Here is a 22984-nt window from a genome sequence, read left to right as displayed (position 1 = left end):
CTGGCTGGTGCTGTCCTGACTAGCTGACTGCCTGAACGATCACCGCGCCGCGGCCGACGACGTTCTCGTCCGCCGTGCGCACCTCGAGCTCACCGCGCAGGACGCGGCCGGCACCCGGCTGGCCCAGCGGGGTGATGACGCCCGTGGCGTTCCACGACGCACCGGCGGCGCGGTCGGCGTTGGCGTCGGTCACGCTGAGCGTGCCCAGCGCGGCCGAGGTGTAGACGTCGAAGTAGTCGTAGGCGGTGGTGCCCGCGGGCACCGCGTAGCCGTCGACCAGGACGATCCACGTACCGGCGGCCGGGTTGGCGATCGTCACCGACTCCTCGGAGTCCGCGTCGGCCGACTGACCGGCGAGGACGCAGCTGCCCGTCGTGCAATTGTAGACGGACAGGTCGAGGTCGGCAGCCTGGTCGGCGGTGTTGCCGATCGTGGCGGTCAGCTTCGACGCGCCGGCACCGACGACGACCTGGTACTGCTGCGACGCGAGGTTCTCGATCGTCGGGCGGGCCGTCTTGGCGCTGCCGACCGCACCCGCCGCGAGCCGGCCGGTGAACGCGGCCTGCGTGTTCGTGACGGTGTAGCTGCGCTCGACCGGGGTGCCCGCCGCCGCCGAGGCGATGACGTCCGGGTTCGGGCTGATCGAGGTGCCGAGCACCGAGGCGGTCACCGAGTACGGCGCCACGTCGGCGTCGGAGGTGCGGCGCGCCTCGACGACGATCTCCCAGACACCGGCCATCGGGTTGGTGACCGTGCGGCTGGTCGGCGTGCCACCGGCACAGCCGGCGCCCGCGTCCGGGTTGTAGCAGTTGGTCGAGGTGTTCGAGTCGGCACCGACGCCCTGCGGGGTGTAGCGCAGGAAGCGGACCTGGCCCTTGCCGGCCTCGGCGCCACCGGCGGCCATGTCGACCTTCAGCGCGGTCGTGCCCTTGGGGACGTCCACGAAGAGGCTGGTCGACTGGTTGCGCGCGATGGTGCCCGACTTGGTGACCGAGAACTTGTTGGCGGCGGTGAACTTCTGCGCCGCGAACACGGTGTTCAGGGTCTGCACGTCGACACCGGGGGTCTCGACGTCGTCGAGCTGCAGCACGGCGCTGTGCACGCCGGGCGTCTTCGCCTTGACCGTGACCGGGAACTGAACCGGGGTGTTCAGCGGCAGGAAGACCCAGCCGTCGGCGCGGAACGTGCCGTCGTCGCCCTTCCAGGTGACCCGCCAGCCCTCGACGTGGTCCTCACCGGTGGTGCGGGTCAGGGTGTACACGCGGGTGTACTCCTGGCCCACGGTGACGCCCTCGCGGTCGTGGATGCCGACACCGACGTTCGGGGTGGCCAGCAGGCCGCTCAGGACCGTGTTGACCGGGACCGAGACGTTCAGCTTGTTCGGCTTGGCGTGCTTGTCCAGCAGCGACCACGCGGCGTTCGTGTTGAACAGACCGGCGCCCTGCTCGTAGGCACCGAGGGTCTTCACGTAGTTCGCGCTGCGCTGGATCGCGTACCGCAGCTCGGCGCTGGTCGGACGCTCACCGTTGTGCTCGGCCTTGTACGCGCTCACGAGCAGCGCGGCGGCACCGGTCGCCTGCGGGGCGGCCATCGAGGTGCCGTTGAACATGGCGTAGCCGGGCGGGAGGGCGTAGGTGCCCGCCACGGGACCGGGGGCCTGCCAGCGCGGCGTGGTGGAGATCGCCGAGCCGGGCGCGATGATGTTCGGCTTGAAGCCGCCGTCCTCGGCGGGACCGCGCGACGAGAAGCCGTGCAGGCTCTGCTTCTGCTCGGTCTTCGAGCCGTAGTTGGAGAGCCAGGTCTCCTTGGTGATGTACGAACCGACGCTGACCGCGTCCGTCGCGACCGACGGGTCGCCGACCGTGTTCGCACCCGCACCCGAGTTGCCCGCCGAGATGAACAGCTGGACGTTGTACTCGTTGATGGTGCGGTTGTAGAGCTCGGCGCGGGCGTTGTTGCCGTCGTTGAGCGCCGGGAGGCCACCGATGGAGATGTTCACGACGTCGGCGCCGTTGCGCGCGGCGTAGAGGACACCGTCGATCAGGCCGGAGCTGGTGCAGGACGGCGTGGAGAGGCAGGCCTTGATGGCCATCAGCTTCGCACCGGGTGCGGCACCGGCCATCTTGCCGTCGAACATCTTGTGCGCCGCGGTGATGCCGGCGACGTGGGTGCCGTGCGCGGCGCCCGCGATGCCCAGGTTCACGTACGGCGTGCCCTGGTTGTCGTAGACCGAGCGGTCGGTCTGCACGACGAACGCGACGCGGTCGACGACGTCGGTCGCGGGGTTGTCGGTGCCGAAGAAGCCGACGTCCTTCTTGACCTTGTAGTCGATCATGCGGGCGTTGTTGGTGAAGTTGCCGTCGCCGTCGGTGTCGACGAAGACTTCCTTCGTGGTGATGTCCTGGATGACACCGAACGAGTCGACGCGGTCGCCGTCGCGGTTGATGTCACCGCCGGTCTCGCTGTTGCTCAGGGAGAGGTCGCCCGCGGTCTCGCTGAAGAGGCCGAACGAGTAGGGGCCACCGGTCGCCGGAGCAGTCCACTCGCGGCCGCCCTCGGTGAACTTGCCGACGCGGCCGGTCTTGGTCATGGCGACCCAGGTGCCGTCACCGGAGTTGGTGGCGTTCGCGTTGTACCAGTCGATGATCTTGCGCTCACCGGTGCTGGTGGTCTGCAGCGCCGGGTTCTCCAGGTCGATGCCGGAGTCGATCACGGCGATCGTGGTGCCGCGGCCGTCCCACTTCGGGTGCGCGGTGGCGAACTGCGCCGCCTGTGTGTCCTGCGTCGGCATGTACGGGTTGGTGCGCGGGGTCTTCGCGTCCGGCGCCTTCTGCGGGGCCGGCTGCTCCATGCCCTGCGGACGCGGGTCGTCGAGCTGGATCAGCCCGTCGACGTCCACCGTGCTGACGGAGGCGAGCTTGGCGGCCTTCGCCGCGTTGTCACGCGGGATGGTGACCTTGACGTAGTCGACGTCCTTCTCGGTCTTCTGGACCGTGGCGCCGAGCGCCTTCAGGTCGTTGACCGCGGCGTCGGTCTTGCCCTTCTCGGCCGCGACCAGCAGGTCGACGGTGGCCTTGCCTTCGGCGGCTGCCTTGTCGACCAGCTCGCGGTCGACCTTGTCGAGCTGCTTGGGAGCCTCGTTCGCGGGGTTCTGCTGCTGCGCGGTGGCAGCGGGGGTGGCGGCGAAGCCGAGCCCGGCAGTGCCCAGCACCGCGGTCAACAAGACCGTTCCGGTGCGGCGTCTCCAGTTCTTCACGGCGCGTGTGCCCTTCGTGGGGTAAAGAGTGTGTGGAAGCACATCTCTTCCCACGACGAGTGGCAATAGGTTCAACGGAGCATTGCCGAGTTCCACATTGGACTGTTCAGCCGCTTGAAAAGGCGCGCTTGAAGTGCTGCGCGTTTCTTCTTCGCAGTGGAACGAGCAGGTGCCTTCCAGTCAAGGGCTGATGGAGGGGAATGTCAAGAGGTGTGTCAACGGTGAACGTGCTTGCGGCGTAACGGCATCCCCGTCCAGAGCGATGTTATTTCCGAGAAATCGCGCGGCGCAGCCGGGTCCACAGCCGCGCCTGTTTTTGCGCTTTCGGCTGCGCGCCGCACGCGGTGCAGGTTTCCCGGTGCTGCGCCAACGCCTGCTGGAGCTCGGCGACCTGCTTCAGGGTCCGCGCGGGCACGACGTCCTTCTTGACCGAGAGCAGCGAGAGCTCGGTCAGCGGCCGCTTCCTGCCCGCCGCGTGCACGGCCGGCGCGATGGCGTGGAACACGATCAGGCTGCGCCTGCGGTCGGGCTCGATGGCCCGCACGTCGCACCACTGGATGGCGCTGGTGTGGTCGAGGCTGGTCGACTCGATGGCGTCGGGGGTGAGCTTCGTGCCCAGCCGGAAGCTGCGCCACGCGACGGTCGCGCCCATCAGGAACCACAGGCCGCCGAAGAGGTAGCCGTACCAGGGGCCACCCGCGGCCGCGACCGGTCCGGCAGCGGCGACCGCGGCGCCGAGCCCGAAGAGAACCCATCTCCACCTGGTGTGCATCTCCCCTCCAGGTGTACCGGATTCGTCCCGTTCCGACGAACGCGACCGGGTCGTTCGACACGACTGACGGCTGATCAGGCGCTACCTTGCGCCCATGGACCTCACGCCGGTCGCCGACGAGCTCTACGGGCTGACCCCGAAGGAGTTCACCGCGGCGAGGAACGCCGCGGCCAAGCAGGCGGACGACCAGGACCTGGCCAAGGCCATCTCCGAGCTGCGCAAGCCGACGGTGGGCGCGTGGGCGGTCAACCGGCTCGTGCGGGACGCGCCACCGGGCCTTCAGGAGGCGCTGGGGCTGTCCACGGCCCGGCTGACCATGCGGGAGCTGGGGCACAAGCGCAAGGAGCTGCTGGAGGCGCTGGTCTACCGCACGCTGGAGCTGACCGGGCCGATCACCGACGACGCGGTCACGCAGGTGCGCAACACGCTGACCGCGGCGATGTCGGACCCCGAGTCGGCGGAGCTGGTGCGCGCGGGGCACCTGACCAGGGGCCTGGAGTACTCGGGGTTCGGGTTCGCCCCGCCGGTGCCCGAACCCGCCGGGGACGACGGTGAGGACGCGCTGGCCCGCAAGCGACGGGAACGGCAGGAGCGCAAGCGGGCCGAGGCGCAGCAGGCGTTGGACGAGGCGGAGCAGGCGCTCGGGGAGGCGCAGGCCGACCAGCTGGCGGCCCAGCGGGCGTTCGACCGGGCCGCCGAGCGGCTGGAGGACGCCAAACGGGTCACGGCGGCGGCGGAGAAGGCGCGGAAGGCGGCGGAGAAGCGCCTGGGTGACCTGTCGTAGAGCGGTCCAGCGGGCCCCACTCCGGGGAGCGCTGGGCCGCGACGAGGTCCTCGCAGGTGTTCAGCAGGTCGTCGTCGACCCACGCCAGCGGTGTCACGCAGCGGACCAGCGGCTCGTTGTCGGGACCCCGGCCCACCTCCTCGCCGCGCAGCACCCAGGCGCGCACGTCGGGCCCGCGCAGGTCGCGCAGGTGGCGGTAGTCGTACAGGCGGCGGGCCACCCACAGCTCGCGCGAGCGGTCGTCCCACCAGGGTTCGACGTGCAGCGGGCTCGCGGACAGGCCGGGCAGCTCCACGCCGGTCAGCGAGTCGCGGGACGTGGCGGCGGAGTCGGCGGCCGGTCCCTTCGACCAGCGCACGTAGACGTCGTCGCCGAGCAGGGCGACCAGCTCGGCGAGTTCCGTGATCGTCGGAAGCTCATCGGTCACACCTGCTCACGTACCCGGGAAAAGCCGATGTAGGCGTGCGTTCCTGAAGAGAACCTGAAGGATTTGAGCCCGGTCACATCGAAAGCCGACCGGAACACGGGCCGCCGGTTGTACGTTCAACAATGTGGTTGGCCGCGGACGCTCGAGTCCGCGCCAGGGCGATCCGGCACCCCCAGGCCGGAAAAGCCCTTCCGCAGGCGTTGTGCACTCGCGCCGCGGTCAACCCGCCGTCGACCGGCACACCGGAAACCCCCCCTCACCGGTGGTGGCGGTCGGCGGCACCGGAAAGTGCGGTGCCCATTCCCCCAGGGCACCGCACTTCACAAACTCGCCGGGGCGGTCGCAGCCCCTCCCAGAGAAAGTGAACTTGATTCAGGTCTCGTGGCCCACCAGCGGTGGATCTAGACTCACCCGATGGCACATGACGCGGATGTCATCGTCGTCGGCGCGGGCCTCGCAGGTCTCGTCGCGACAGCGGAGCTCGCCGACGCGGGGCGCAGGGTCATCCTGCTCGACCAGGAGCCGGAGGCGTCGATCGGCGGTCAGGCGTGGTGGTCGTTCGGCGGGTTGTTCCTGGTGGACACGCCCGAGCAGCGCCGGTTGCGGGTCAAGGACTCGTACGACCTCGCACTGCAGGACTGGATGGGCTCTGCGGCGTTCGACCGGGACAGCGACCACTGGCCGCGGCTGTGGGCGCAGGCCTATGTGGACTTCGCCGCCGGCGAGAAACGCCCGTGGCTGCACAACATGGGGGTGCGCTGGTTCCCGTTCGTGCAGTGGGCCGAACGCGGCGGCTACCTGGCGAACGGGCACGGCAACTCGGTGCCGCGCTTCCACGTGACGTGGGGCACCGGGCCGGGTGTGGTGGAGCCGTTCGAGCGCCGGGTGCGCGAGGGTGTCGCCAAGGGGCTCGTGACGCTCCGGTTCCGGCACCGGGTCACCGCGCTCAACGTCACGAACGGCGTGTGCGACGGCGTGTCCGGCGAGGTGCTGGAGCCGTCGTCGGTGGAGCGCTCCCAGCCGTCGTCGCGGACGGTCGCCGGAGACTTCTCGCTGAGCGCCCAAGCCGTCGTCGTCACGTCCGGCGGCATCGGCGGCAACCACGACCTGGTGCGCCGCAACTGGCCCGAGCGGATGGGCACGCCGCCGGAGTTCATGCTCGCGGGTGTGCCGGACTTCGTGGACGGGCACATGCTGGAGATCACCCAGAAGGCCGGCGGCGCGATCATCAACGCCGACCGCATGTGGCACTACCCCGAGGGCATCGCGAACTACGCCCCGGTGTGGTCGAACCACGGCATCCGCATCCTGCCCGGCCCGTCGCCGCTGTGGCTCGACGCGGACGGCAACCGGTTGCCGATCCCGCTGTTCCCCGGTTTCGACGCGCTGGGTGCGTTGCAGCACATCACCTCGAACGGCCACGGGCACTCGTGGTTCGTGCTGAACAAGAGGATCATCGGCAAGGAGTTCGCGCTCTCGGGCTCCGAGCAGAACCCCGACCTCACCGGCAAGGACACCCGCGCCGTGCTCAAGCGCGCGCTGCCGGGTGCGGTGGCGCCGGTCGAGGAGTTCGCCAAGCGCTCCAAGGAGTTCATCCAGGCCCGCACGGTCGCGGACCTCGCCCGCGGCATGAACGCGCTCACCGGCGACACGCGCATCGACGCGGCGGCGCTGGAGAAGATCATCGTCGAGCGTGACCGGCAGGTCACCTCGGGCCTGGGCAAGGACATGCAGGTCAACGCGATCCGCGAGTCCCGGCACTTCCTGACCGACAAGCTGATCCGCGTCGTCGAACCGCACCGGCTGCTGGACCCGAAGGCGGGCCCGCTGATCGCCGTGCGGCTGTCGGTGATCACCCGCAAGACGCTGGGCGGCCTGCACACCGACCTGTCCTCGCGGGTGCTCGACAACGACGGCCGGCCGTTGCCCGGCCTGTACGCGGCGGGCGAGGCGGCCGGGTTCGGCGGTGGTGGCGTGCACGGGTACCGGGCGCTGGAGGGCACGTTCCTCGGCGGCTGCCTGTTCTCCGGGCGGGTCGCCGGACGCGCCGCCGCTGACGCGGTTTCCTAGGAAGGGCAAGGGGCTCCCGCGTGGTGGACGCGGGTTGACGGTCCCCCGGCTTGCGGCTGTGCTGGAGGCATGACGCAGATCGGTGTTCTGGTCGGCAACCCGCGGCCCGCCTCGCGCACCCTGCAGGCGGCGCTCGCCCTGCGCGAGGCCATCGCGGCGGCACTGGGCGTGCCCGGCGACGGACCGGTGGTGGACGCGGCGACGATCGCCGCCGACGTGTTCACCCGGCCGGAGACCGTCAAGGCGGCGCTGGCGGCGCTGGGTGCGGCCGAGGTGCTCGTGGTGGCGACCCCGACCTACAAGGCCGCCTACACCGGCCTGTTGAAAGCGGTGCTGGACCAGGCACCACCGGGGTGGTTGAGCGGCAAGGTCGTGGTGCCGCTGCAGATCGCGGCCGCGGACAAGCACGCGCTGGCCGTGGAGGTGCACCTGCGGCCGGTGCTGACCGAGCTCGGGGCCGTGGTGCCGCAGGCGTTGTTCCTGAACGAGAGCGCGCTCCCCGCGCACGCCACCGACTTCGCGCTGCACGCCGATGTCCTGAAGGCGCTGGTCCGGTGAAGGACCAGCTGCGCACCGCCCTGCGCCACCACGCCCAGGCCGTCACCATCGTCACCGCCACCGGCCAGGACGGCCCGGTGGGCACGACCGTCAGCTCGTTCACCTCGGTGTCCTTCGAACCACCGCTCGTGGTGGTGTGGATCGGCGAGGGCGCGTCGGTGTGGCCGGTGCTGCGGACGGCACCGCTGTTCGCCGTGCACCTGCTGGGCACGGCGCAGACGGGCCTCGCGGACCTGTTCGCCACCAAGGGCGTCGACTGGTTCGGCGCCGGCACCCGCTGGGAGTCCGACGCCGACGGGGTGCCGCACCTGCTGGACGCGCCGGTGCGGCTGCGGTGCCGGACGGTGCGGCGGATCGCGGTCGGCGACCACGTCGCGCTGGTCGGGGAACCGCTGGACATCACGCACTCCGACCTCGCGGCGCCCCTGGTGCGGCACCAGGGGCGCTACACCTCAGTCGCCTGACCCCTCGCCCAGCTGCCGCAGGACCGCCCTGGCCATCGCATCGTTCTGGCGGAAGGCCGGGGCGTTCGTCTGCGGCCGGGAGAACGCGGCGAACGCCTTCCCGGTCGTGTACGGGCCGACGGCGAACCGGACCGGGTCCTCCTCGCCGCGCTCGTTGACCAACCGGCCCTCCGCTGACACGCGCACCTGCCCGGCCGTGTCCTCGGAGACGTCGCCGACCGCCCGCAACGACCTCAGCACCGGGTCCGCCGTGCGCGACAGGACGTGCGCGGGCAGGCGGGCCTCGACCAACCCGTTGGCGCGCACGACCTCCGGGGTGGTGGCGCTGCCCGCGAGGAACGCGCCGTCGACCGCCTCGACCCACATGTCCGCTCCGAGGAAGCGCACGACCCCCGCCCGCGACAGGGCGAGCAGCTCCTCCAGGCGGTCCGGTGGCGGACCGGACGCGAGGTAGCTGAAGTAGCCGTGCCACCAGCCGTCGGTCTCGCGCAGCCGCACCTCCGGCAGCTGGCCGTAGACCGACAGCAATGCGAGGAACGCGCCCAGGTCGGCGCTGTGCCGCGGGTCCGACCGGCGGGCGACATCGGCGGCTATGTACTCGCGCAGGTGCTCCTGGAACTCCTCGCCGGTCTCGAACGTGCGGCCGTCCAGCGGGCGGTCCAGGCGTTCGAAGTCGATGCGGTCGGCCGGGTCGGGAACGGCGCGGGCCTCCAGCGCGCGCATCTCCCCGCTGTACCAGGGCATCGCGGCGAACGCGGCGGTGAACTCGGCGAACGGCACCCGCACCCGGTCGGGGTGGCCGGTGAACAGCTCGTGGTAGTGGCCCCAGGCGACCTCCTTGGCGATCAACGGCCACACGTCGGCGCGGAAGTCCCAGCGGTGGCCCCGCAGCGCCTCCGCGGTGAAGAAGCGCGGCAGCACCGGGCGTTCGCCCTGCAACCGGTAGCCGGTCTTCGAGTGGTACGGCACCCCGCGCCGCGAACCGACGAACAGCCGCGGCTCGGAACCCGATGGCACGTAACGCATGTCGGCACCGGAGCCTTCGAACCGGCCGCCGCGGCCCTGGGTCAGCAGCACCATCAGGTCGATGAACGCCAGCCCGAAGCCGCGCAGCACCACGTCGCCGGTCACCTGCGAGAGGTCGGCGTCCGCCGAGTAGAGCGGCGGGACGTAGACCAGGCCGTGCGCGGCGGCGTGGTCGGCGAGCTTGCGGTGTTCCGGCTCCGGTTCGGCGTCGAGGTGGCCGAGGGCCAGCACCAGCACGTCGGCGACCAGCGAGGTGCCGTCGTCGAGGTGCACCCGGTTGCCGACGGCCTTCACCGCGCGCGCCCGGTGCACCCGCACGGTGACGTTCGGCGGCATCGAGGAGACGACGTGCTCGAAGAACCACTCCAGGTACCCGCTCTGCACCTGCCGCGACGGGAACGACGTCGGGTCGACGTCACCCCACTGCGCCAGCGACGGGCCTTCGCGCACCGGGCCGAGACCGGTGAAGCTGGAGTCGGTGAACACCGTGACGTCCTCGGCCATGGAGTTCATGCGCAGCAACGGTGACTGCGCGTGCCGCCACACCCGGCCGGCGCCGGCGGGGAACGGGTCGACGACGTGCACGACCAGGTCCAGCGCGGGTGCCAGCGCGGCGATGCGTTCCAGCAGCCCGGCCGCGCGCGGGCCGCCGCCGATGACGACGAGGTCAGAGGACACGGGCCAGGAACTCCCTCGTGCGCGGGTGCGACGGTGCCACCAGCACGGTCGACGGCGGGCCCGACTCGACGACCTGCCCCGCGTCCAGGAACACCACGGTGTCGGCGACCTCGCGGGCGAAGCCGATCTCGTGCGTCACCACGACCATCGTCTGACCGGCCGCGGCGAGGTCGCGCAGCACGTCCAGCACCTCGCCGACCAGCTCCGGGTCGAGCGCGGAGGTCGGTTCGTCGAAGAGCAGGACCTTGGGCTCCATCGCGAGGGCGCGGGCGATGGCGATCCGCTGCTGCTGCCCGCCGGACAGCTCCGACGGGTACGCGCCCTCGCGCCCGGCCAGGCCGACGCGGGCGATCAGCGCGCGACCCCGTTGCAGCGCAACGTCCTTCGGCACGCCGAGCACCCCGATCGGCGCCTCGGCCACGTTCTCCAGCGCCGTCAGGTGGCCGAACAGGTTGAAGTTCTGGAACACGAACCCGATCGCCGCGCGCTGCCGCTGCACCACCCGGTCCGGCAGCTCGTGCAGCTTGCCGCGGTGGCGCCGGTAGCCGATCAGCTCGCCGTCGATCTCCACCTCGCCCGCGTCGAGCCGCTCCAGGTGGTTCAGCACCCGCAGCAACGTGGACTTGCCCGACCCGGACGGCCCGATCACGCACGTCACGGACCCGGCGGGCACCGACAGGTCGACCCCGCGCAGCACCTCGGTGGTGCCGAACGACTTGTGCACGTCCCTGATCTCGATCACGACCGCACTCCTCGCGCGAAGTACCGCTCGACGTGGTGCTGCGCGAGGCTGAGCAGGCTGGTGACGATCACGTACCAGACCGTGGCGACGACGAGCAGCGGGATGACCTCGTAGGTGCGGGCGTAGATCAGCTGCACCGAGTGCAGCAGGTCCTGCACGGCCAGCACGGACACGATCGACGTGCCCTTCAGCGTGCCGATCAGCAGGTTGCCCGCGGCCGGCACGATGGCGCGCATCGCCTGCGGCAGCACGATCCTGCGCAGGACGCGGACCCGGCCGAAGCCCAGCGCCCGCGCGGCCTCGACCTGACCGGCGTCGACCGACAGGATGCCGCCGCGCACGATCTCCGCCGCGTAGGCCGCCTCGTGCAGCGTGAGGCCGATCACCGCGGCGAGCAGCGGGCTGATCCCGGCGCCGAAGTTGAACCAGAACAGCAGCTGCACGATCAGCGGCACGGACCGGAAGAGCCAGACATACCCCCACCCCAGCGCGGACAGCACCGGGTTGCCGGACAGCCGGAACGTGGCCAGCACGACACCGAGCAGGAAGCCGAGCACCAGCGTGACCGCGGTCAGCCACAGCGTGGTGACCAGACCGTCGACCACGGCGGACGCGGTGAAGTAGCGCGCGACGACACCCCAGTCGAGGCCGGTGGCGGCGGCGTGCACGAGCCAGCCGAGCGCGGCCAGCGCGAGCACCGCGGTGACCACCCGGCCCGGCTTGCGCGCGGGGACGATCTCAGCAACGGGACGCGTGCGCACGTCCCCCAGGACGCTCATGGGCGGAGTCTTTCCGTTGAAGGGCAACAGGAAGCAAGCCGCGCCCCTCAACGCGAACACCACCACGGTACCCCGCGTGTGCAAGCAGATCCCGCTCTGTGGACGTCGTTGACCGCTCCTGCCGCCGGTGTTGCACTCGAAAGGCGTTCCCCTCAACGCGCTTCCGCCACCCACCCACCACGATCTGGGGATCCGCCATGCCAGTCGAGTTTCTCGGGATCGCCGCGACCAACAACGGCTCGGAGACGACGCCGCGGTCCGGCGGTGCGTTCGACAAGGACTACACGATCAGGCTCGCTCGCGCGCACGAGGACCACGGCTGGGACCGGGTGCTGTTCGCCTACGGCTCCGGTGCCCCGGAACCCGCGTCCGCCGCCGCGTACCTGGCGAGCAAGCTCGACCGGCTGGAGATCCTGCTGGCGCACCGGCCGAACGTGTCGTACCCGACGTTCGCCGCCAAGACGTTCGCGACGCTCGACCAGATCAGCGACGGCCGGCTGACCGTGCACTTCATCACCGGCGGCACCGACCACGAGCAGCAGCGCGAGGGCGACTACCTGACCAAGGACGAGCGCTACGGCCGCACCCGCGAGTACATCCAGATCGTGAAGAAGGCCTGGACGTCCCGCGAGGCGTTCGACCACGAGGGGGAGCACTACCGGTTCGCGGACTTCGTGAGCGACGTCTTCCCGGTGCAGCAACCACGTCCGAACGTCTCGTTCGGCGGCTCCTCCCCCGCCGCGTACGCCGCCGGTGGCGCGGAGGCGGACATCTTCTGCCTGTGGGGCGAGCCGCTCGCCGACACCGCGCAGCAGATCGAGGCGGTCAAGCAGGCGGCGAAGGAGGCGGGCCGCACCGACGTGCCGCGCATCCAGGTCGCGTTCCGGCCGATCATCGCCCCGACCGAGGAGCTGGCCTGGGAGAAGGCGCACCGCACGGTCGACCGGATCGAGGCGCGCAAGGCCACCGGCCCGCTCAGCCGCAGGCACTCGCTCACCAGCCCGGAGAACACCGGCTCGCAACGGCTCCTGGCGGTGGCGGACCGCGGTGAGCGCTTCGACCGTGCACTGTGGACACCCACGGCGCGGGCGACCGGCGGAGCGGGCAACTCCAACGCGCTGGTCGGCACGCCGGAGACGGTGGCGCAGGCGCTGCTGGACTACTACGACCTGGGCGTGGACATCCTGTCCGCCCGCGGCTACGACCTGCTCGACGACGCCATCGACTTCGGCCGGTACGTGATCCCGCTGGTGCGGGAGGAGGTCGCCAAGCGGGACCGGGCCCGCGCCGCATGACCACCCTCGAAGTGCGCCGCGTCCGGCAGTGGGACGCGGACGCGGCGCCGTTGGTGGCCGGCCTCACCGAGGAGTACACGACCCGCTACGGCGCCTCCGGTGCGCGTGAGATGAAACGGGCCGCGCACGTCTTCGAGCCGCCGCACGGGCAGTTCCTGCTGCTCGTCGAGGCCGGTGAGGCGGTGGCGGGTGGTGCGTTCATGCGGTTCGACGACGAGACCGCCGAGCTCAAGCGCATCTGGACGCACGCGCTGCACCGCAGGCGCGGGCTCGCGCGGCGGGTGCTGGTGGAGCTGGAGGGCGAGGCGGTGGCGTTCGGCTACCGGCGCATCTTCCTGACCACCGGGCCGCGGCAGCCCGAGGCCAAGCACCTCTACCTGGCGACGGGGTACGCGCCGCTGTTCGACGTGACCGCCGACCCGCTGACCCTCGACCACCTGGCTTTCGAGAAACACCTGGGGTGACCGTGCACCGCTCAAGACTCGTCCTGCTCACCGGTCTGCTCGCGCTGACCGCCGCGTGCGGGCAACCGCAGGCGGCACCGGAGCCCGGCATCGCGAGCGGGGTGGCGAAGGACGCCGAGCTCGCGAAGCTCGTGCCGCAACGCCTCAACGGCAAGCTGCGGATCGCCTCCAGCATCGGCGGCACGCCGCCCAGCGCGTTCTACGCCGATGACGGCAAGACCGCGCAGGGCGTGGACATCGACGTCGCCGACGCCGCCGCGAAGCTGCTCGGCCTGGAGGTCGAGCGCCAGGCCGCGTCGTTCGAGGCGATCCTGCCCGCGCTGACCAGCGGCAAGTACGACGCGGGCACCGGCAACTTCGGCGTGACCGAGGAGCGCAAGAAGACGATCGACTTCGTCACCTACGTCAACGACGGGCAGGGCTTCGCGGCGCGCAAGGACAGTGCGCTGCAGGACGTGAAGAAGCTCGACCAGCTGTGCGGGCTGAAGATCGGCACCGGCACCGGCACGACGTTCCAGACCACTCTGGAGCGCAACAAGGAGGTCTGCGCGGACGCCGGCAAGCCCGCCTACGAGGTGCAGGTGTTCTCCGACACCGGCGCCACGCAGCTCGCGCTCAAGCAGGGCCACGTGGACGTGATCATGAGCACCATCAACGGGCTGCGCCACCTCACCGCGAACCAGCCGGACTTCCGGTTCCTCGGCGAGTTCCGCAGGCTCGACGTCGGTTTCGCGCTGCCCAAGGGCTCCGACCTGGCGCCCGCGTTGCGGCAGGCGGTCGACCGGCTGATCTCCGACGGCACCTACCAGCGCATCCTGCGGCGGTGGGGCGTCGAGCCGTCGGCGATCCCGCGGTCGGAGCTCAATCCCGCCGAACACACCTGATCGGGTGATGGCGGATCGGCGGTGGACACGGACAGCGGCGGCGCGCCGGTGAGACCCGGACGCGCTTGAAGTGCACGCGGGGAGCTTTCGTGCACCAGGAGCGCACGAAAGGGCCCCGCGTGCGGTCCGAAATGCACAGCAGCCGATTTTCAACAGCCCGGAAGAGTGAAATTGTGGCGCTCGGACCGAATCTCCCGGTTCGGTTGGACAGGTTCCAAGTGATCAGTAAGCTTGAGCGTTGGACCCACGCCCGGTGGTGGTGCGGAACGGAGCTGTCACCCGTTCGACCGAATCTGGCGGAAGTGGGTTGCGGGGCGTATCGATTGGCGCCCGACGATCGATCACCAGATCACACCGGTCCCCACGAATGGCCACCTGAGCCGAATGAACACGGTCGACAGCAGAGAGCCCGCCGTCCGCTGGGCGGCGGCGATCTCCACCACCCTCCTCGCCAACCTCACCCGCGAGAAGCTCGAACAGCTGCTCGGCGGCTACGTCGAGCGGTTGCTCACCGGTGACGTCGACGAGGCCCGCCGGGTCGGCCGGTCCATGGTCGCGCACGACCTCATCTCCTCGGCCACGCTGGAGCTGACCCTCACCCACCTCGGCGAGCACGCGCCGGTCAGCGCGGCCCAGCTCGGCGCGCTCGCGGCCGGCTTCGCGGAGGGCCTGCGCGACCGCACCCTCGACCAGCAGGAGCTCAGCCGCACGGCCGCGATCAACGCGATGCGCCGCGCGGAGAACGCGGTGCGGGCGAGCGAGGCGAAGTTCCGCGCGATCTTCCAGGGCTCCGCGTTCCCGATCGTGGTGGTGGGTCTCGACGGCCTCGTCGCGGACGTGAACGAGGCCGCGCAGACGATGCTCGGCTACCGGCGCGACGAGCTGGTCAGGATGGCCGGCCGCGATCTCGCACACCCCGACGACCGCGCCGCGCTGCGCGAGATCGGCGAGCGGCTGATCCACTCCGACCTCGACCACGTGGTGGTCGAGAAGCGGATGGTCCGCAGCGACGGCGAGACCATTCAGACGCACATGGCCATCTCGCTGGTGCGCGAGGACGACGAGTCGCCGCCGTACTTCGTCACCATGATCGAGAACATGAACGAGATGCGCGCGCTGCAGACGCAGCTCGTGCGGCAGAGCCTCAACGACATGCAGACCGGCCTGCCCAACCGGGCGCAGTTCCTCGGCTGGCTGGAGGGCGCGGTCGGCACGAAGGGCCCGGAGGCGCTCGCGCTCGTGCAGGTTGACGTCGACGGGTTCCGCGGTGTGAACGACGCGTTCGGCCACGAGGTGGGCAACCGGGTGCTGATGGGCGTCGCCGGCCACCTGCGGGCGGTGTTCGACGGGGTCGGCAAGGTCGCCAGGATCGGCGAGGACGAGTTCGGCGTGCTGATCAAGGACCCGCGGGACGTGGCGGGCGTGGTCGCGCTGGTCGAGGAGTTCTCCCGGCGGCTGGAGGAACCGACCTGGATCGGCGGCAACGGCGTCGGCGTCACGTGCAGCGCCGGCGTGGTGGCACGGGCGGCCCGCGGCGGTGACGCGGGGGACCTGCTGCGCGCGGCGGACGTGACGGTCGGCTGGGCCAAGCGCGACGGCAAGGCGCAGTGGGCGCTGTACGACCGGGAGCGCGACCTGCGCGACCGGGAGAGCTACGCGCTGGCCGCGTCCATCCCCGGCGCGCTGGAGGAGGGGCAGTTCCGGGTCGGCTACCTGCCGGTCCACTCGCTCACCGACTCCTCCGTGCCCGCTCTGGAGGCGAAGATCGTCTGGGACCACCCGGTGCACGGCGTGCTGTGCCCGGACGCGTTCCTCGACCAGAGCTCCGCGAACGGCATGGTCGTGCGGCTCGTGCGCTGGGCGCTGGAGGAGGCCTGCGGTCAGGCCGGCCGGTGGTACGCCGAGCTCGGTGACGCGGCCCCGGTGCTGTCGATCGACCTGCCGCTGCGGCTGTGCCAGGAACCGGAGCTCGTGGCCGAGGTCGCGCGGGTGCTGGAGCGCACCGGCCTGCCCGCGACGCGGCTGCGGTTCGAGCTGAACGAGCGCATGTACGCGTCGCTGACCGATGTGCAGCTGGAGGAGCTGACCATCCTCGCCGAACGCGGCATCGGGCTGGTGCTCGACCAGGTGAACGGCGGCAACGTCGGCGTCGACCGGCTGCGGCTGCTCCCGCTGAGCGGCGTGAAGTTCACCGGCTCGGTGGTGCAGGGCCTGGCAGAGGGCGCGAACCGGGTCGAGGAGAGCGCTGCCGTGACGCTGCTGCGCTGGGCGTCGATCCTGCGGGTGCCGCTGCACGCCGACGGGGTGCGCACGGCGGTGCAGGCGGAGCGGCTGGCGGCGCTGGGCGTGACCGGCGGGCAGGGACCGCACTTCGGTGCCGTGCTGACCGCGGACGAGGTGGACCGGCTCCTCCTCACGTGATTCTTATCAGGGATTGCACGGCTTTCCGCACAGGTTGCTCACATGAACGCGGCCCATCCTTGGTTCATGACCGAGCAGAGCTTCCCCGCGATGAGCGGGACACTGGTTCCACCGCAGCCAGCCGTTGCGCCCGCGCCGAAGTTCTGGCGCCGCACGGCTCCGGTGCTGACCGCGGCGGCACTCGTCGCCGGGTTGTTCGGAGGTGTCACCGGAGCGGTGATCGCCTCCCCGGACGATGCGCAGACACCGTCCTCCGTCGTGGCGCAGACGGTCTCCAACCAGTCCACGACGGACTGGAGCTCCGTGGCCGCGAAGGTCCTGCCGTCCGTCGTGCAGGTCAACGTCGGCAACGGCCTCGGCTCCGGCGTGGTCCTCTCCGCCGACGGCCGGATCCTCACCAACAACCACGTCGTCGCGTCCGCCGGCGGCTCGGTCACGGTGACGCTGAACGACGGCCGCGAGGTGCCCGCCACCGTGGTCTCGACCGACCCGTCCTCCGACCTCGCCGTGCTGCAGGCCTCCGGGGTGTCCGGCCTGACGCCGATCACGTGGGCCAACTCGGACGACGTGAAGATCGGTGACGGTGTGATGGCCATCGGCTCGCCGTCGGGCCTGCAGGGCACCGTGACCACCGGCATCGTGTCCGCGCTGGACCGCAAGGTGACCGTCCCGGGCGAGACCCGGCGCTCGGCTTCCGTGTCGTACCAGGCGATCCAGACCGACGCGTCGATCAACCCCGGCAACTCCGGTGGTGCGCTGGTGAACGCCGCCGGTGAGCTGGTCGGCATCAACTCGGCGATCTACTCACCGGCGTCGAGCAGCGGTGAGGCGGGCAGCGTCGGCATCGGGTTCGCGATCCCGTCGAACACGGCGAAGACGATCGTGGACAAGCTGAGCTGACGAACAAAACCCCCAGGGCCGCGGGAACAGTGCTCCCGCGGCCTGCTGACGGTCAGGACAGCCAGTCGGGGCGCAACGGCATGTGCGAGGTCGTCCCGTCCAGCTTCACCCCGAGCACCTGGTGCAGCTGGATGTTGTTCCGGTCGAACCCCAGCCGCGACGCCGCCAGGTACAGCCGCCACACCCGTGCGCGGGCCTCGCCCACCTCGTCCACGACCTCGGCCCAGTGCCCGTCGAGGTTGCGGCTCCAGGCGGCGAGGGTCAGCGCGTAGTGCTCGCGCAGGTTCTCCTCGTGGCGCACCTCGAAGCCGGTGTCGTGCATGAGCGACACGAGGTGACCCGGCCCGACCAGCTCGCCGTCGGGGAACACGTACCGGTTGATGAACGGTCCGGACAGGGCGCGCTGCTTGTTGTCCGGCCGGGTGATGCAGTGGTTCAGCAACCGGCCGCCCGGCCGGAGCTTGCGGTACAGCGACTCGAAGTAGGCGGGCAGCTTGGCCTTGCCGATGTGCTCGGTCAGGCCGATCGAGGACACCGCGTCGAAACCGGACTCGCGCACGTCGCGGTAGTCGAGGTGGCGCACCTCGGCCAGGTCGGACAGACCGGCCTCGACGATGGCCTTCTGCGCCCACTCGGCCTGGTTGCGCGACAACGTCACACCGATGGCGCGCACGCCGTACTCGCGGGCGGCGTGCATGACCATGCCGCCCCAGCCGCAGCCGACGTCGAGCAGCCGCATGCCCGGCTTCAGGCCCAGCTTGCGGGCCACCAGGTCGTGCTTGGCGAACTGCGCTTCCTCCACAGTGGACTCTGCCGTCGGGTAGACGGCGCAGGTGTAGGCCATCGACGGGCCGAGGATCCACTCGTAGAACTGGTTCGAGACGTCGTAGTGGTGGGCGATGGCCTGCTGGTCGCGGGCCTTGGAGTGGCGCAGCCCGTGCAGCCGGGTCTCCTGCGGCGGCGGGGTCACCCGGTGGTTCAGCCGGACGCGGCCGAGCAGCCTCAGCAGCTCGACGCGCTGCAACCAGGGGACCTCCCGCAGCGAGAGCTCCGAGAGCTGCGACAGGCCCGCGTGCACGTCGCCGAGTATTTCCAGGTGACCGGTCACGTAGGCGCGGGCCAGACCGAGCTCACCCGGCGCGGAAGCCAGGTAGGACAGGGCTTCCGGGGTTTTCACGTCGATGGACACCGGGGCGGACGCCGGGCCGGCGGTGCTGCCGTCGTAGGCCTGGAAGCGGACGTCGTTGCCACCGGTGATGCGCTGAAAGAGAGAGGCCAACCGCATTCATCGTCCCCTGACACACTTGGCGTACAGATCAGGCAGGCGGTTCGTCTGGTCGTACCGTGCCTTAACGGACCGGTAGTGCGAACCGTTGTAGTGCCGCCAGAACTCGTCCTCCTCGTAGTAGGAGTCGGAGTACAGCGACTTGTGGCCGCCCAGCCGCGCCACCTCGCGCTCGATGAGCCGGTTGCGGTCACCCATCCGTTCTCCCGGCCGGACCGGGACCTCCGACCAGAACCCGACGTTGACGTACAGCACGTCCGGGTCCATCGGGTACAGCGGCCAGCCCGTGGTGTCGCGCAGGCGCACCGGGCACAGCCAGACCGGCGAGATGCCGATCTCCCGGTCGAAGAAGTCGAGGAACTGCGGCAGCGTGGACACCGGGATCTCCACGTCCTGGATCACCGGTTCCACGTCCGTGCGCGGCCGCAGCTGCCGGTGCTTGGCCACCAGCCTGCGGTACACGTCCGACCGCAGGTACCGCTTCGGCCACAGCCGCCGCACCACCGGGTGCTGCGCGCCGAACGCCCGCGAGCACCAGAACCAGTCGGTGTCCCAGCGCCACAGGTAGTCGTGGATCGTCAGGTGGTCGGTGCGCCGCTGCTGGATGGAGCGGTAGTAGATCCGGTTGCCGGTGTAGTCCGAGGTGTAGGGCGCGATGTCGGCGAAGTGCCCCAGCGTCAGGTACATCTCGCCGCGCGAGAACACGGTGCCGTCGACGAAGTCCGCCGAGCCGTCAGCGCAGACCTCCTCGATGACCGCCGCGCACTCCTCGAACGACCCGAACGGCACGTGCCGCAGCCGCACGTACTGCCGCACCGGTTCGAGCTCGACCTCCAGCCGCAACGCGTACCCGAGCGTGCCGTAGGAGTTCGGGAACGCCCGGAACAGGTCGTCGTCCGGTTTCGCGACCACGACCTCGCCGTCACCGGTGAGGATCTCCAGCTCCCGCACGGACTCGTGCGGCAGCCCGTTGCGGAAGGACGTGGACTCGATGCCGAGGCCCGCCACGGCCCCGCCGATCGTGATGGTCTTGAGCTGCGGCACGACCAGCGGCATCAGGCCGTGCCGCAGGGTCGCGGCGACGAGGTTCTCGTAGGTGGTCATGCCCTGCACCTGTGCGGTGCGTCCGACCGGGTCCACCGACAGCACCCGGTCGAACCTGCCGACGTCCAGCCCACCGGACTGCTCCGCGCGGAACCGGAACAGGTTCGACGTCTTCTTCGCGAGCCGCACCGGCGCACCTTCGCGCATCGCGGCGTACTGCGCGGTCAGCGCAGCCACGGCCGAGCTGTGCCCATGGTCACTCACGAGAGCGACGTTATTCCTCGTCAGCGCCGTTGGCACGCCCAATTTCACCAATGGGCCCGATGTCCGCAACGAACCCTGCCGAAAGTTACTACCGAGTAGTAGCGTGCTGGGCATGGCTACGCACGAGGTGACCAACCAGGTTCCGCCACTTGCCGGTCACGACGTGGCCGCCGACCCGGCACTGCTCAGCTGGGCAGACACCGCAGAGCTGCACGAGCTCGGCCGCCTCGCCGGCAGCCACGAGTGGCAGGAGCGCGGTCGCCTGGCGAACACCCACCCGCCCGTGCTGCACACCCACGACCGGTTCGGCCACCGGATCGACGAGGTCGAGTTCCACCCGGCGTGGCACGAACTGATGAATGTGGCTGTTTCGCACGGATTGCACGCTTATGTCGACGGTGAGCACTTGGAGCGTGCGGCCAAGTTCTACGTCTGGTCGCAGGTCGAGGCCGGCCACGGCTGCCCGATCTCGATGACGTACTCCGCTGTGCCCGCTTTGCGTGTGTCACCCGAATTGGTGGCCGAGTACGAACCGCTGCTCACCGCCCGTGAGTACGACTTCGGGCTGCGGGCACCGCTCACCAAGCGCGGCTTGATCGCCGGCATGTCGATGACCGAGAAGCAGGGCGGCTCGGACGTCCGCGCCAACACCACGGTCGCGCGGCCGGTGGACGACGGGTACGTGCTCACCGGGCACAAGTGGTTCACGTCGGCGCCGATGTCGGACGTGTTCCTGACGCTCGCGCAGGCACCGGGCGGGCTGACGTGCTTCCTGGTGCCGCGGGTGCTGCCGGACGGCACGCGCAACCGGTTCTTCCTCCAGCGGCTCAAGGACAAGCTGGGCAACAGGTCCAACGCGTCGGCGGAGGTCGAGTACGACGAGGCGTTCGCGGTGCGCGTCGGCGACGAGGGCCGGGGCGTGCGGACGATCATCGAGATGGTCAACACGACCCGGCTCGACTGCGTGCTCGGGTCGGCGGCCGGGATGCGCGCCGGGTTGCGGCAGGCGGCGCACCACGCGGCGCACCGCAAGGCGTTCGGGCAGTACCTCGTCGACCAGCCGGCGATGCGCAACGTGCTGGCGGACCTCGCGGTCGAGTCGGAGGCGGCGACCACGGCGGCCATGTGGCTCGCGGAGCACCGGTCGCGGCTCGGGCTCGCGGTGATCAAGTACTGGGTGTGCAAGCGCGGGCCGGTACACGCGGCGGAAGCGCTGGAGTGCTTGGGCGGCAACGGTTACATCGAGGACAGCGGGATGCCGCGGCTGTTCAGGGAGTCGCCGCTGATGTCGATCTGGGAGGGCTCCGGCAACGTCGCCGCGCTGGACGTGCTGCGCGCGATGGCGAAGGAACCCGAGTCGGTGCAGGAGTTCCTGGGCGTCGTGAGAGGGGTGGACCCGCGCATCGACAAGGCGCTGAACGAGCTGGGCGGCACGTTGTCCGATGTGGACCAGTCGCAGGCGCGCCGGGTCGTCGAGCGGATGGCCCTGGTGCTGCAGGGCGCCCTGCTGGTCAAGCACGGACACCCCGCGGTCGCCGACGCGTTCGTGGCCTCACGGCTCGGCGGGGACTGGGGTGTCGCTTTCGGCACGCTCCCCAGGTCCACCGACTTCGCGACCATCATCGCCCGCGCCGTCCCCAAGCCCTGACTGCCGGCGCATCCGCAAGTACTGCCGACCACCCGGTCGGCAGTACTTGCAGATGCCGGAAGAGCAGGGGTCAGAGGCCCAGTTCGCGGGCGATCAGCATCTTCTGCACCTCGGAGGTGCCCTCGCCGATCTCCAGGATCTTGGCGTCGCGGTAGAACCGGCCCACCGGGTACTCGTTCATGAACCCGTAGCCGCCGAAGATCTGCGTGGCGTCACGGGCGTTGTCCATCGCCGCCTCCGACGACACGAGCTTCGCGATGGCCGCCTGCTTCTTGAACGGCTCACCGCGCAACATCCGCGACGCCGCCTCGTAGTAGGCCAGCCGCGCCGTGTGCACACGCGCCTCCATCTCGGCGATCTTGAACTGGATCGCCTGGTAGGTGCCGATCTTCGCACCGAACGTCTCACGCTCGTGGGCGTAGCGCACCGACTCGTCGACACAGCCCTGCGCCAAGCCCACCGACAGCGCGGCGATGGCCACACGGCCCTCGTCGAGCGTCCGCAGGAACTGGGCGAAGCCGCGGCCACGCTCCCCCAGCAGGTTCGCGGCGGGCACCCGGCAGTCGGCGAACGACAGCTCGCGGGTGTCCGAGGCGCACCAGCCGACCTTCGAGTACTTCTTCGACACCGTGAAGCCCGGCGTGCCGGACGGGACGATGATCGACGAGATCTCCTTGCGGCCGTCGGGCAGCGTGCCCGTCACGGCGGCGACCGTCACCAGGCCGGTGATGTCCGTGCCGGAGTTCGTGATGAACGCCTTGGTGCCGTTGATGACCCACTCGTCACCGTCGAGGCGCGCGGTGGTCGCCAACGCCCCCGCGTCGGACCCGGAACCGGGCTCGGTGAGACCGAACGCGCCCAGCTTCCGGCCGGAGGTCAGCGACGGCAGCCACTCCGCCTTCTGCTCGTCGGTGCCGAACCGGTAGATCGGCATGGCGCCCAGCGACGTGGCCGCCTCGACCGTGATCGCGACGGACGAGTCGACGCGGGCGAGCTCCTCCAGCGTCAGGCACAGGGCGAAGTAGTCGCCGCCCATGCCGCCGTGCTCCTCGGGGAACGGCAGGCCGAGCAGGCCCATCTGCCCCATCTTCGCGACGACCGGGTACGGGAACTCGCCGCGCTCGTAGTAGTCGCCGATGACCGGGGCGACCTCGTCGCGCGCGAACTCCTCGACGGTCTTGCGCAGGTCCTCGTACTCGCTCGGGAGCCTGAAGTCCAACATT

19 protein-coding genes are annotated in these 22984 nt (G+C 70.5%); 10 read left to right on the top strand and 9 right to left on the bottom strand.

The genetic code is table 11. From position 1 onward, the window contains the following. Positions 1-19: 19 nt before the first annotated feature. Entirely contained in the window at positions 20-3256 is a 3237-nt protein-coding gene (locus tag ACVDFE_RS11530; RefSeq protein ID WP_458430419.1) for a S8 family serine peptidase, read from the bottom strand. Positions 3257-3521: 265 nt separating this feature from the next. Beyond that, positions 3522-4028 carry a hypothetical protein gene (locus ACVDFE_RS11525; RefSeq protein WP_360395314.1) on the bottom strand — a complete coding sequence of 169 codons (507 nt, stop codon included), beginning with the start codon at positions 4026-4028 and terminating at the stop codon, positions 3522-3524. Positions 4029-4122: 94 nt separating this feature from the next. Between ACVDFE_RS11525 and ACVDFE_RS11520 the strand changes: the two genes are divergently transcribed. Beyond that, positions 4123-4812 carry a hypothetical protein gene (locus tag ACVDFE_RS11520; RefSeq protein WP_360395312.1) on the top strand — a complete coding sequence of 230 codons (690 nt, stop codon included), beginning with the start codon at positions 4123-4125 and terminating at the stop codon, positions 4810-4812. On the opposite strand, the gene ACVDFE_RS11515 is transcribed toward ACVDFE_RS11520, so the two are convergent. Beyond that, positions 4751-5239: a DUF6098 family protein gene (locus tag ACVDFE_RS11515; RefSeq protein WP_360395310.1), complete on the bottom strand. Its 489-nt coding sequence runs from the start codon at positions 5237-5239 to the stop codon at positions 4751-4753. The two genes, ACVDFE_RS11520 and ACVDFE_RS11515, sit on opposite strands and share 62 nt — an antisense overlap. A gap of 414 nt (positions 5240-5653) precedes the next feature. Here ACVDFE_RS11515 and ACVDFE_RS11510 point away from each other — a divergent pair, with 414 nt between their 5' ends. From ACVDFE_RS11510 to ACVDFE_RS11500, 3 genes are all read left to right on the top strand, one after another. Continuing rightward, on the top strand, positions 5654-7309 hold the full coding sequence (locus ACVDFE_RS11510; protein ID WP_458430418.1) for an FAD-binding dehydrogenase: 1656 nt from the start codon (positions 5654-5656) through the stop codon (positions 7307-7309). A gap of 69 nt (positions 7310-7378) precedes the next feature. Beyond that, positions 7379-7867: an NADPH-dependent FMN reductase gene (locus tag ACVDFE_RS11505; RefSeq protein ID WP_458430417.1), complete on the top strand. Its 489-nt coding sequence runs from the start codon at positions 7379-7381 to the stop codon at positions 7865-7867. Further along, a complete protein-coding gene (locus ACVDFE_RS11500; RefSeq protein ID WP_458430416.1) occupies positions 7864-8331 on the top strand; it encodes a flavin reductase family protein in 468 nt (155 codons plus the stop codon). The genes ACVDFE_RS11505 and ACVDFE_RS11500 overlap by 4 nt, the downstream gene beginning before the upstream one ends. On the opposite strand, the gene ACVDFE_RS11495 is transcribed toward ACVDFE_RS11500, so the two are convergent. From ACVDFE_RS11495 to ACVDFE_RS11485, 3 genes are read right to left on the bottom strand one after another with little or no spacing between them, the layout of a single operon-like run. Beyond that, a complete protein-coding gene (locus ACVDFE_RS11495) occupies positions 8320-10035 on the bottom strand; it encodes an FAD/NAD(P)-binding protein (RefSeq protein WP_458430415.1) in 1716 nt (571 codons plus the stop codon). The two genes, ACVDFE_RS11500 and ACVDFE_RS11495, sit on opposite strands and share 12 nt — an antisense overlap. Next, positions 10025-10777, bottom strand: a complete 753-nt coding sequence (locus tag ACVDFE_RS11490; RefSeq protein WP_458430414.1) for an amino acid ABC transporter ATP-binding protein — start codon at positions 10775-10777, stop codon at positions 10025-10027. The genes ACVDFE_RS11495 and ACVDFE_RS11490 overlap by 11 nt, the downstream gene beginning before the upstream one ends. After that, a complete protein-coding gene (locus ACVDFE_RS11485) occupies positions 10774-11556 on the bottom strand; it encodes an amino acid ABC transporter permease (RefSeq protein WP_458430413.1) in 783 nt (260 codons plus the stop codon). The genes ACVDFE_RS11490 and ACVDFE_RS11485 overlap by 4 nt, the downstream gene beginning before the upstream one ends. 197 nt (positions 11557-11753) lie before the next feature. On the opposite strand from ACVDFE_RS11485, the gene ACVDFE_RS11480 reads away from it, so the two are divergent. The 5 genes from ACVDFE_RS11480 (at position 11754) to ACVDFE_RS11460 (ending at position 17520) form a co-directional block, all read left to right on the top strand. Further along, positions 11754-12851 (top strand): LLM class flavin-dependent oxidoreductase, encoded by a 1098-nt coding sequence (locus ACVDFE_RS11480; protein WP_360395296.1) that lies wholly within the window; start codon positions 11754-11756, stop codon positions 12849-12851. Then, positions 12848-13315 (top strand): GNAT family N-acetyltransferase, encoded by a 468-nt coding sequence (locus tag ACVDFE_RS11475; protein WP_458430412.1) that lies wholly within the window; start codon positions 12848-12850, stop codon positions 13313-13315. Before ACVDFE_RS11480 ends, ACVDFE_RS11475 begins: the two co-directional genes overlap by 4 nt. A gap of 2 nt (positions 13316-13317) precedes the next feature. Continuing rightward, positions 13318-14199 carry an ABC transporter substrate-binding protein gene (locus tag ACVDFE_RS11470; RefSeq protein ID WP_458430411.1) on the top strand — a complete coding sequence of 294 codons (882 nt, stop codon included), beginning with the start codon at positions 13318-13320 and terminating at the stop codon, positions 14197-14199. 384 nt (positions 14200-14583) lie between these two features. Further along, positions 14584-16620, top strand: a complete 2037-nt coding sequence (locus ACVDFE_RS11465) for a putative bifunctional diguanylate cyclase/phosphodiesterase (protein WP_458430410.1) — start codon at positions 14584-14586, stop codon at positions 16618-16620. Between the two features lie 66 nt (positions 16621-16686). Beyond that, positions 16687-17520: a S1C family serine protease gene (locus ACVDFE_RS11460; RefSeq protein ID WP_458430409.1), complete on the top strand. Its 834-nt coding sequence runs from the start codon at positions 16687-16689 to the stop codon at positions 17518-17520. A gap of 52 nt (positions 17521-17572) precedes the next feature. Here the strand turns inward: ACVDFE_RS11460 and ACVDFE_RS11455 are convergent, their stop codons facing one another. Beyond that, positions 17573-18805: a class I SAM-dependent methyltransferase gene (locus tag ACVDFE_RS11455; protein WP_458430408.1), complete on the bottom strand. Its 1233-nt coding sequence runs from the start codon at positions 18803-18805 to the stop codon at positions 17573-17575. After that, positions 18806-20056 carry an FAD-binding oxidoreductase gene (locus ACVDFE_RS11450; protein ID WP_458434318.1) on the bottom strand — a complete coding sequence of 417 codons (1251 nt, stop codon included), beginning with the start codon at positions 20054-20056 and terminating at the stop codon, positions 18806-18808. Between the two features lie 169 nt (positions 20057-20225). Between ACVDFE_RS11450 and ACVDFE_RS11445 the strand changes: the two genes are divergently transcribed. Beyond that, a complete protein-coding gene (locus tag ACVDFE_RS11445) occupies positions 20226-21761 on the top strand; it encodes an acyl-CoA dehydrogenase family protein (RefSeq protein WP_458430407.1) in 1536 nt (511 codons plus the stop codon). A gap of 70 nt (positions 21762-21831) precedes the next feature. Here the strand turns inward: ACVDFE_RS11445 and ACVDFE_RS11440 are convergent, their stop codons facing one another. Continuing rightward, positions 21832-22983 carry an acyl-CoA dehydrogenase family protein gene (locus tag ACVDFE_RS11440; protein ID WP_360395284.1) on the bottom strand — a complete coding sequence of 384 codons (1152 nt, stop codon included), beginning with the start codon at positions 22981-22983 and terminating at the stop codon, positions 21832-21834. Between the last annotated feature and the right edge of the window lies 1 nt (position 22984).

It is taken from the genome of Lentzea chajnantorensis, assembly GCF_054300775.1.
Note: the sequence above shows the minus strand (reverse complement) of the source record. Positions and strands in the feature narration are given on the sequence as shown.

What these genes read in the sequence shown, in the direction of transcription:
- ACVDFE_RS11445 (WP_458430407.1), top strand. Translation starts at nt 20,226, where the DNA reads ATGGCTACGCACGAGGTGACCAACCAGGTTCCGCCACTTGCCGGTCAC.
- ACVDFE_RS11460 (WP_458430409.1), top strand. Translation starts at nt 16,687, where the DNA reads ATGACCGAGCAGAGCTTCCCCGCGATGAGCGGGACACTGGTTCCACCG.
- ACVDFE_RS11505 (WP_458430417.1), top strand. Translation starts at nt 7,379, where the DNA reads ATGACGCAGATCGGTGTTCTGGTCGGCAACCCGCGGCCCGCCTCGCGC.
- ACVDFE_RS11525 (WP_360395314.1), bottom strand. Translation starts at nt 4,028, where the DNA reads ATGCACACCAGGTGGAGATGGGTTCTCTTCGGGCTCGGCGCCGCGGTC.
- ACVDFE_RS11485 (WP_458430413.1), bottom strand. Translation starts at nt 11,556, where the DNA reads ATGAGCGTCCTGGGGGACGTGCGCACGCGTCCCGTTGCTGAGATCGTC.
- ACVDFE_RS11455 (WP_458430408.1), bottom strand. Translation starts at nt 18,805, where the DNA reads ATGCGGTTGGCCTCTCTCTTTCAGCGCATCACCGGTGGCAACGACGTC.
- ACVDFE_RS11465 (WP_458430410.1), top strand. Translation starts at nt 14,584, where the DNA reads ATGAACACGGTCGACAGCAGAGAGCCCGCCGTCCGCTGGGCGGCGGCG.
- ACVDFE_RS11520 (WP_360395312.1), top strand. Translation starts at nt 4,123, where the DNA reads ATGGACCTCACGCCGGTCGCCGACGAGCTCTACGGGCTGACCCCGAAG.
- ACVDFE_RS11510 (WP_458430418.1), top strand. Translation starts at nt 5,654, where the DNA reads ATGGCACATGACGCGGATGTCATCGTCGTCGGCGCGGGCCTCGCAGGT.
- ACVDFE_RS11450 (WP_458434318.1), bottom strand. Translation starts at nt 20,056, where the DNA reads ATGCGCGAAGGTGCGCCGGTGCGGCTCGCGAAGAAGACGTCGAACCTG.
- ACVDFE_RS11440 (WP_360395284.1), bottom strand. Translation starts at nt 22,983, where the DNA reads ATGTTGGACTTCAGGCTCCCGAGCGAGTACGAGGACCTGCGCAAGACC.
- ACVDFE_RS11475 (WP_458430412.1), top strand. Translation starts at nt 12,848, where the DNA reads ATGACCACCCTCGAAGTGCGCCGCGTCCGGCAGTGGGACGCGGACGCG.
- ACVDFE_RS11480 (WP_360395296.1), top strand. Translation starts at nt 11,754, where the DNA reads ATGCCAGTCGAGTTTCTCGGGATCGCCGCGACCAACAACGGCTCGGAG.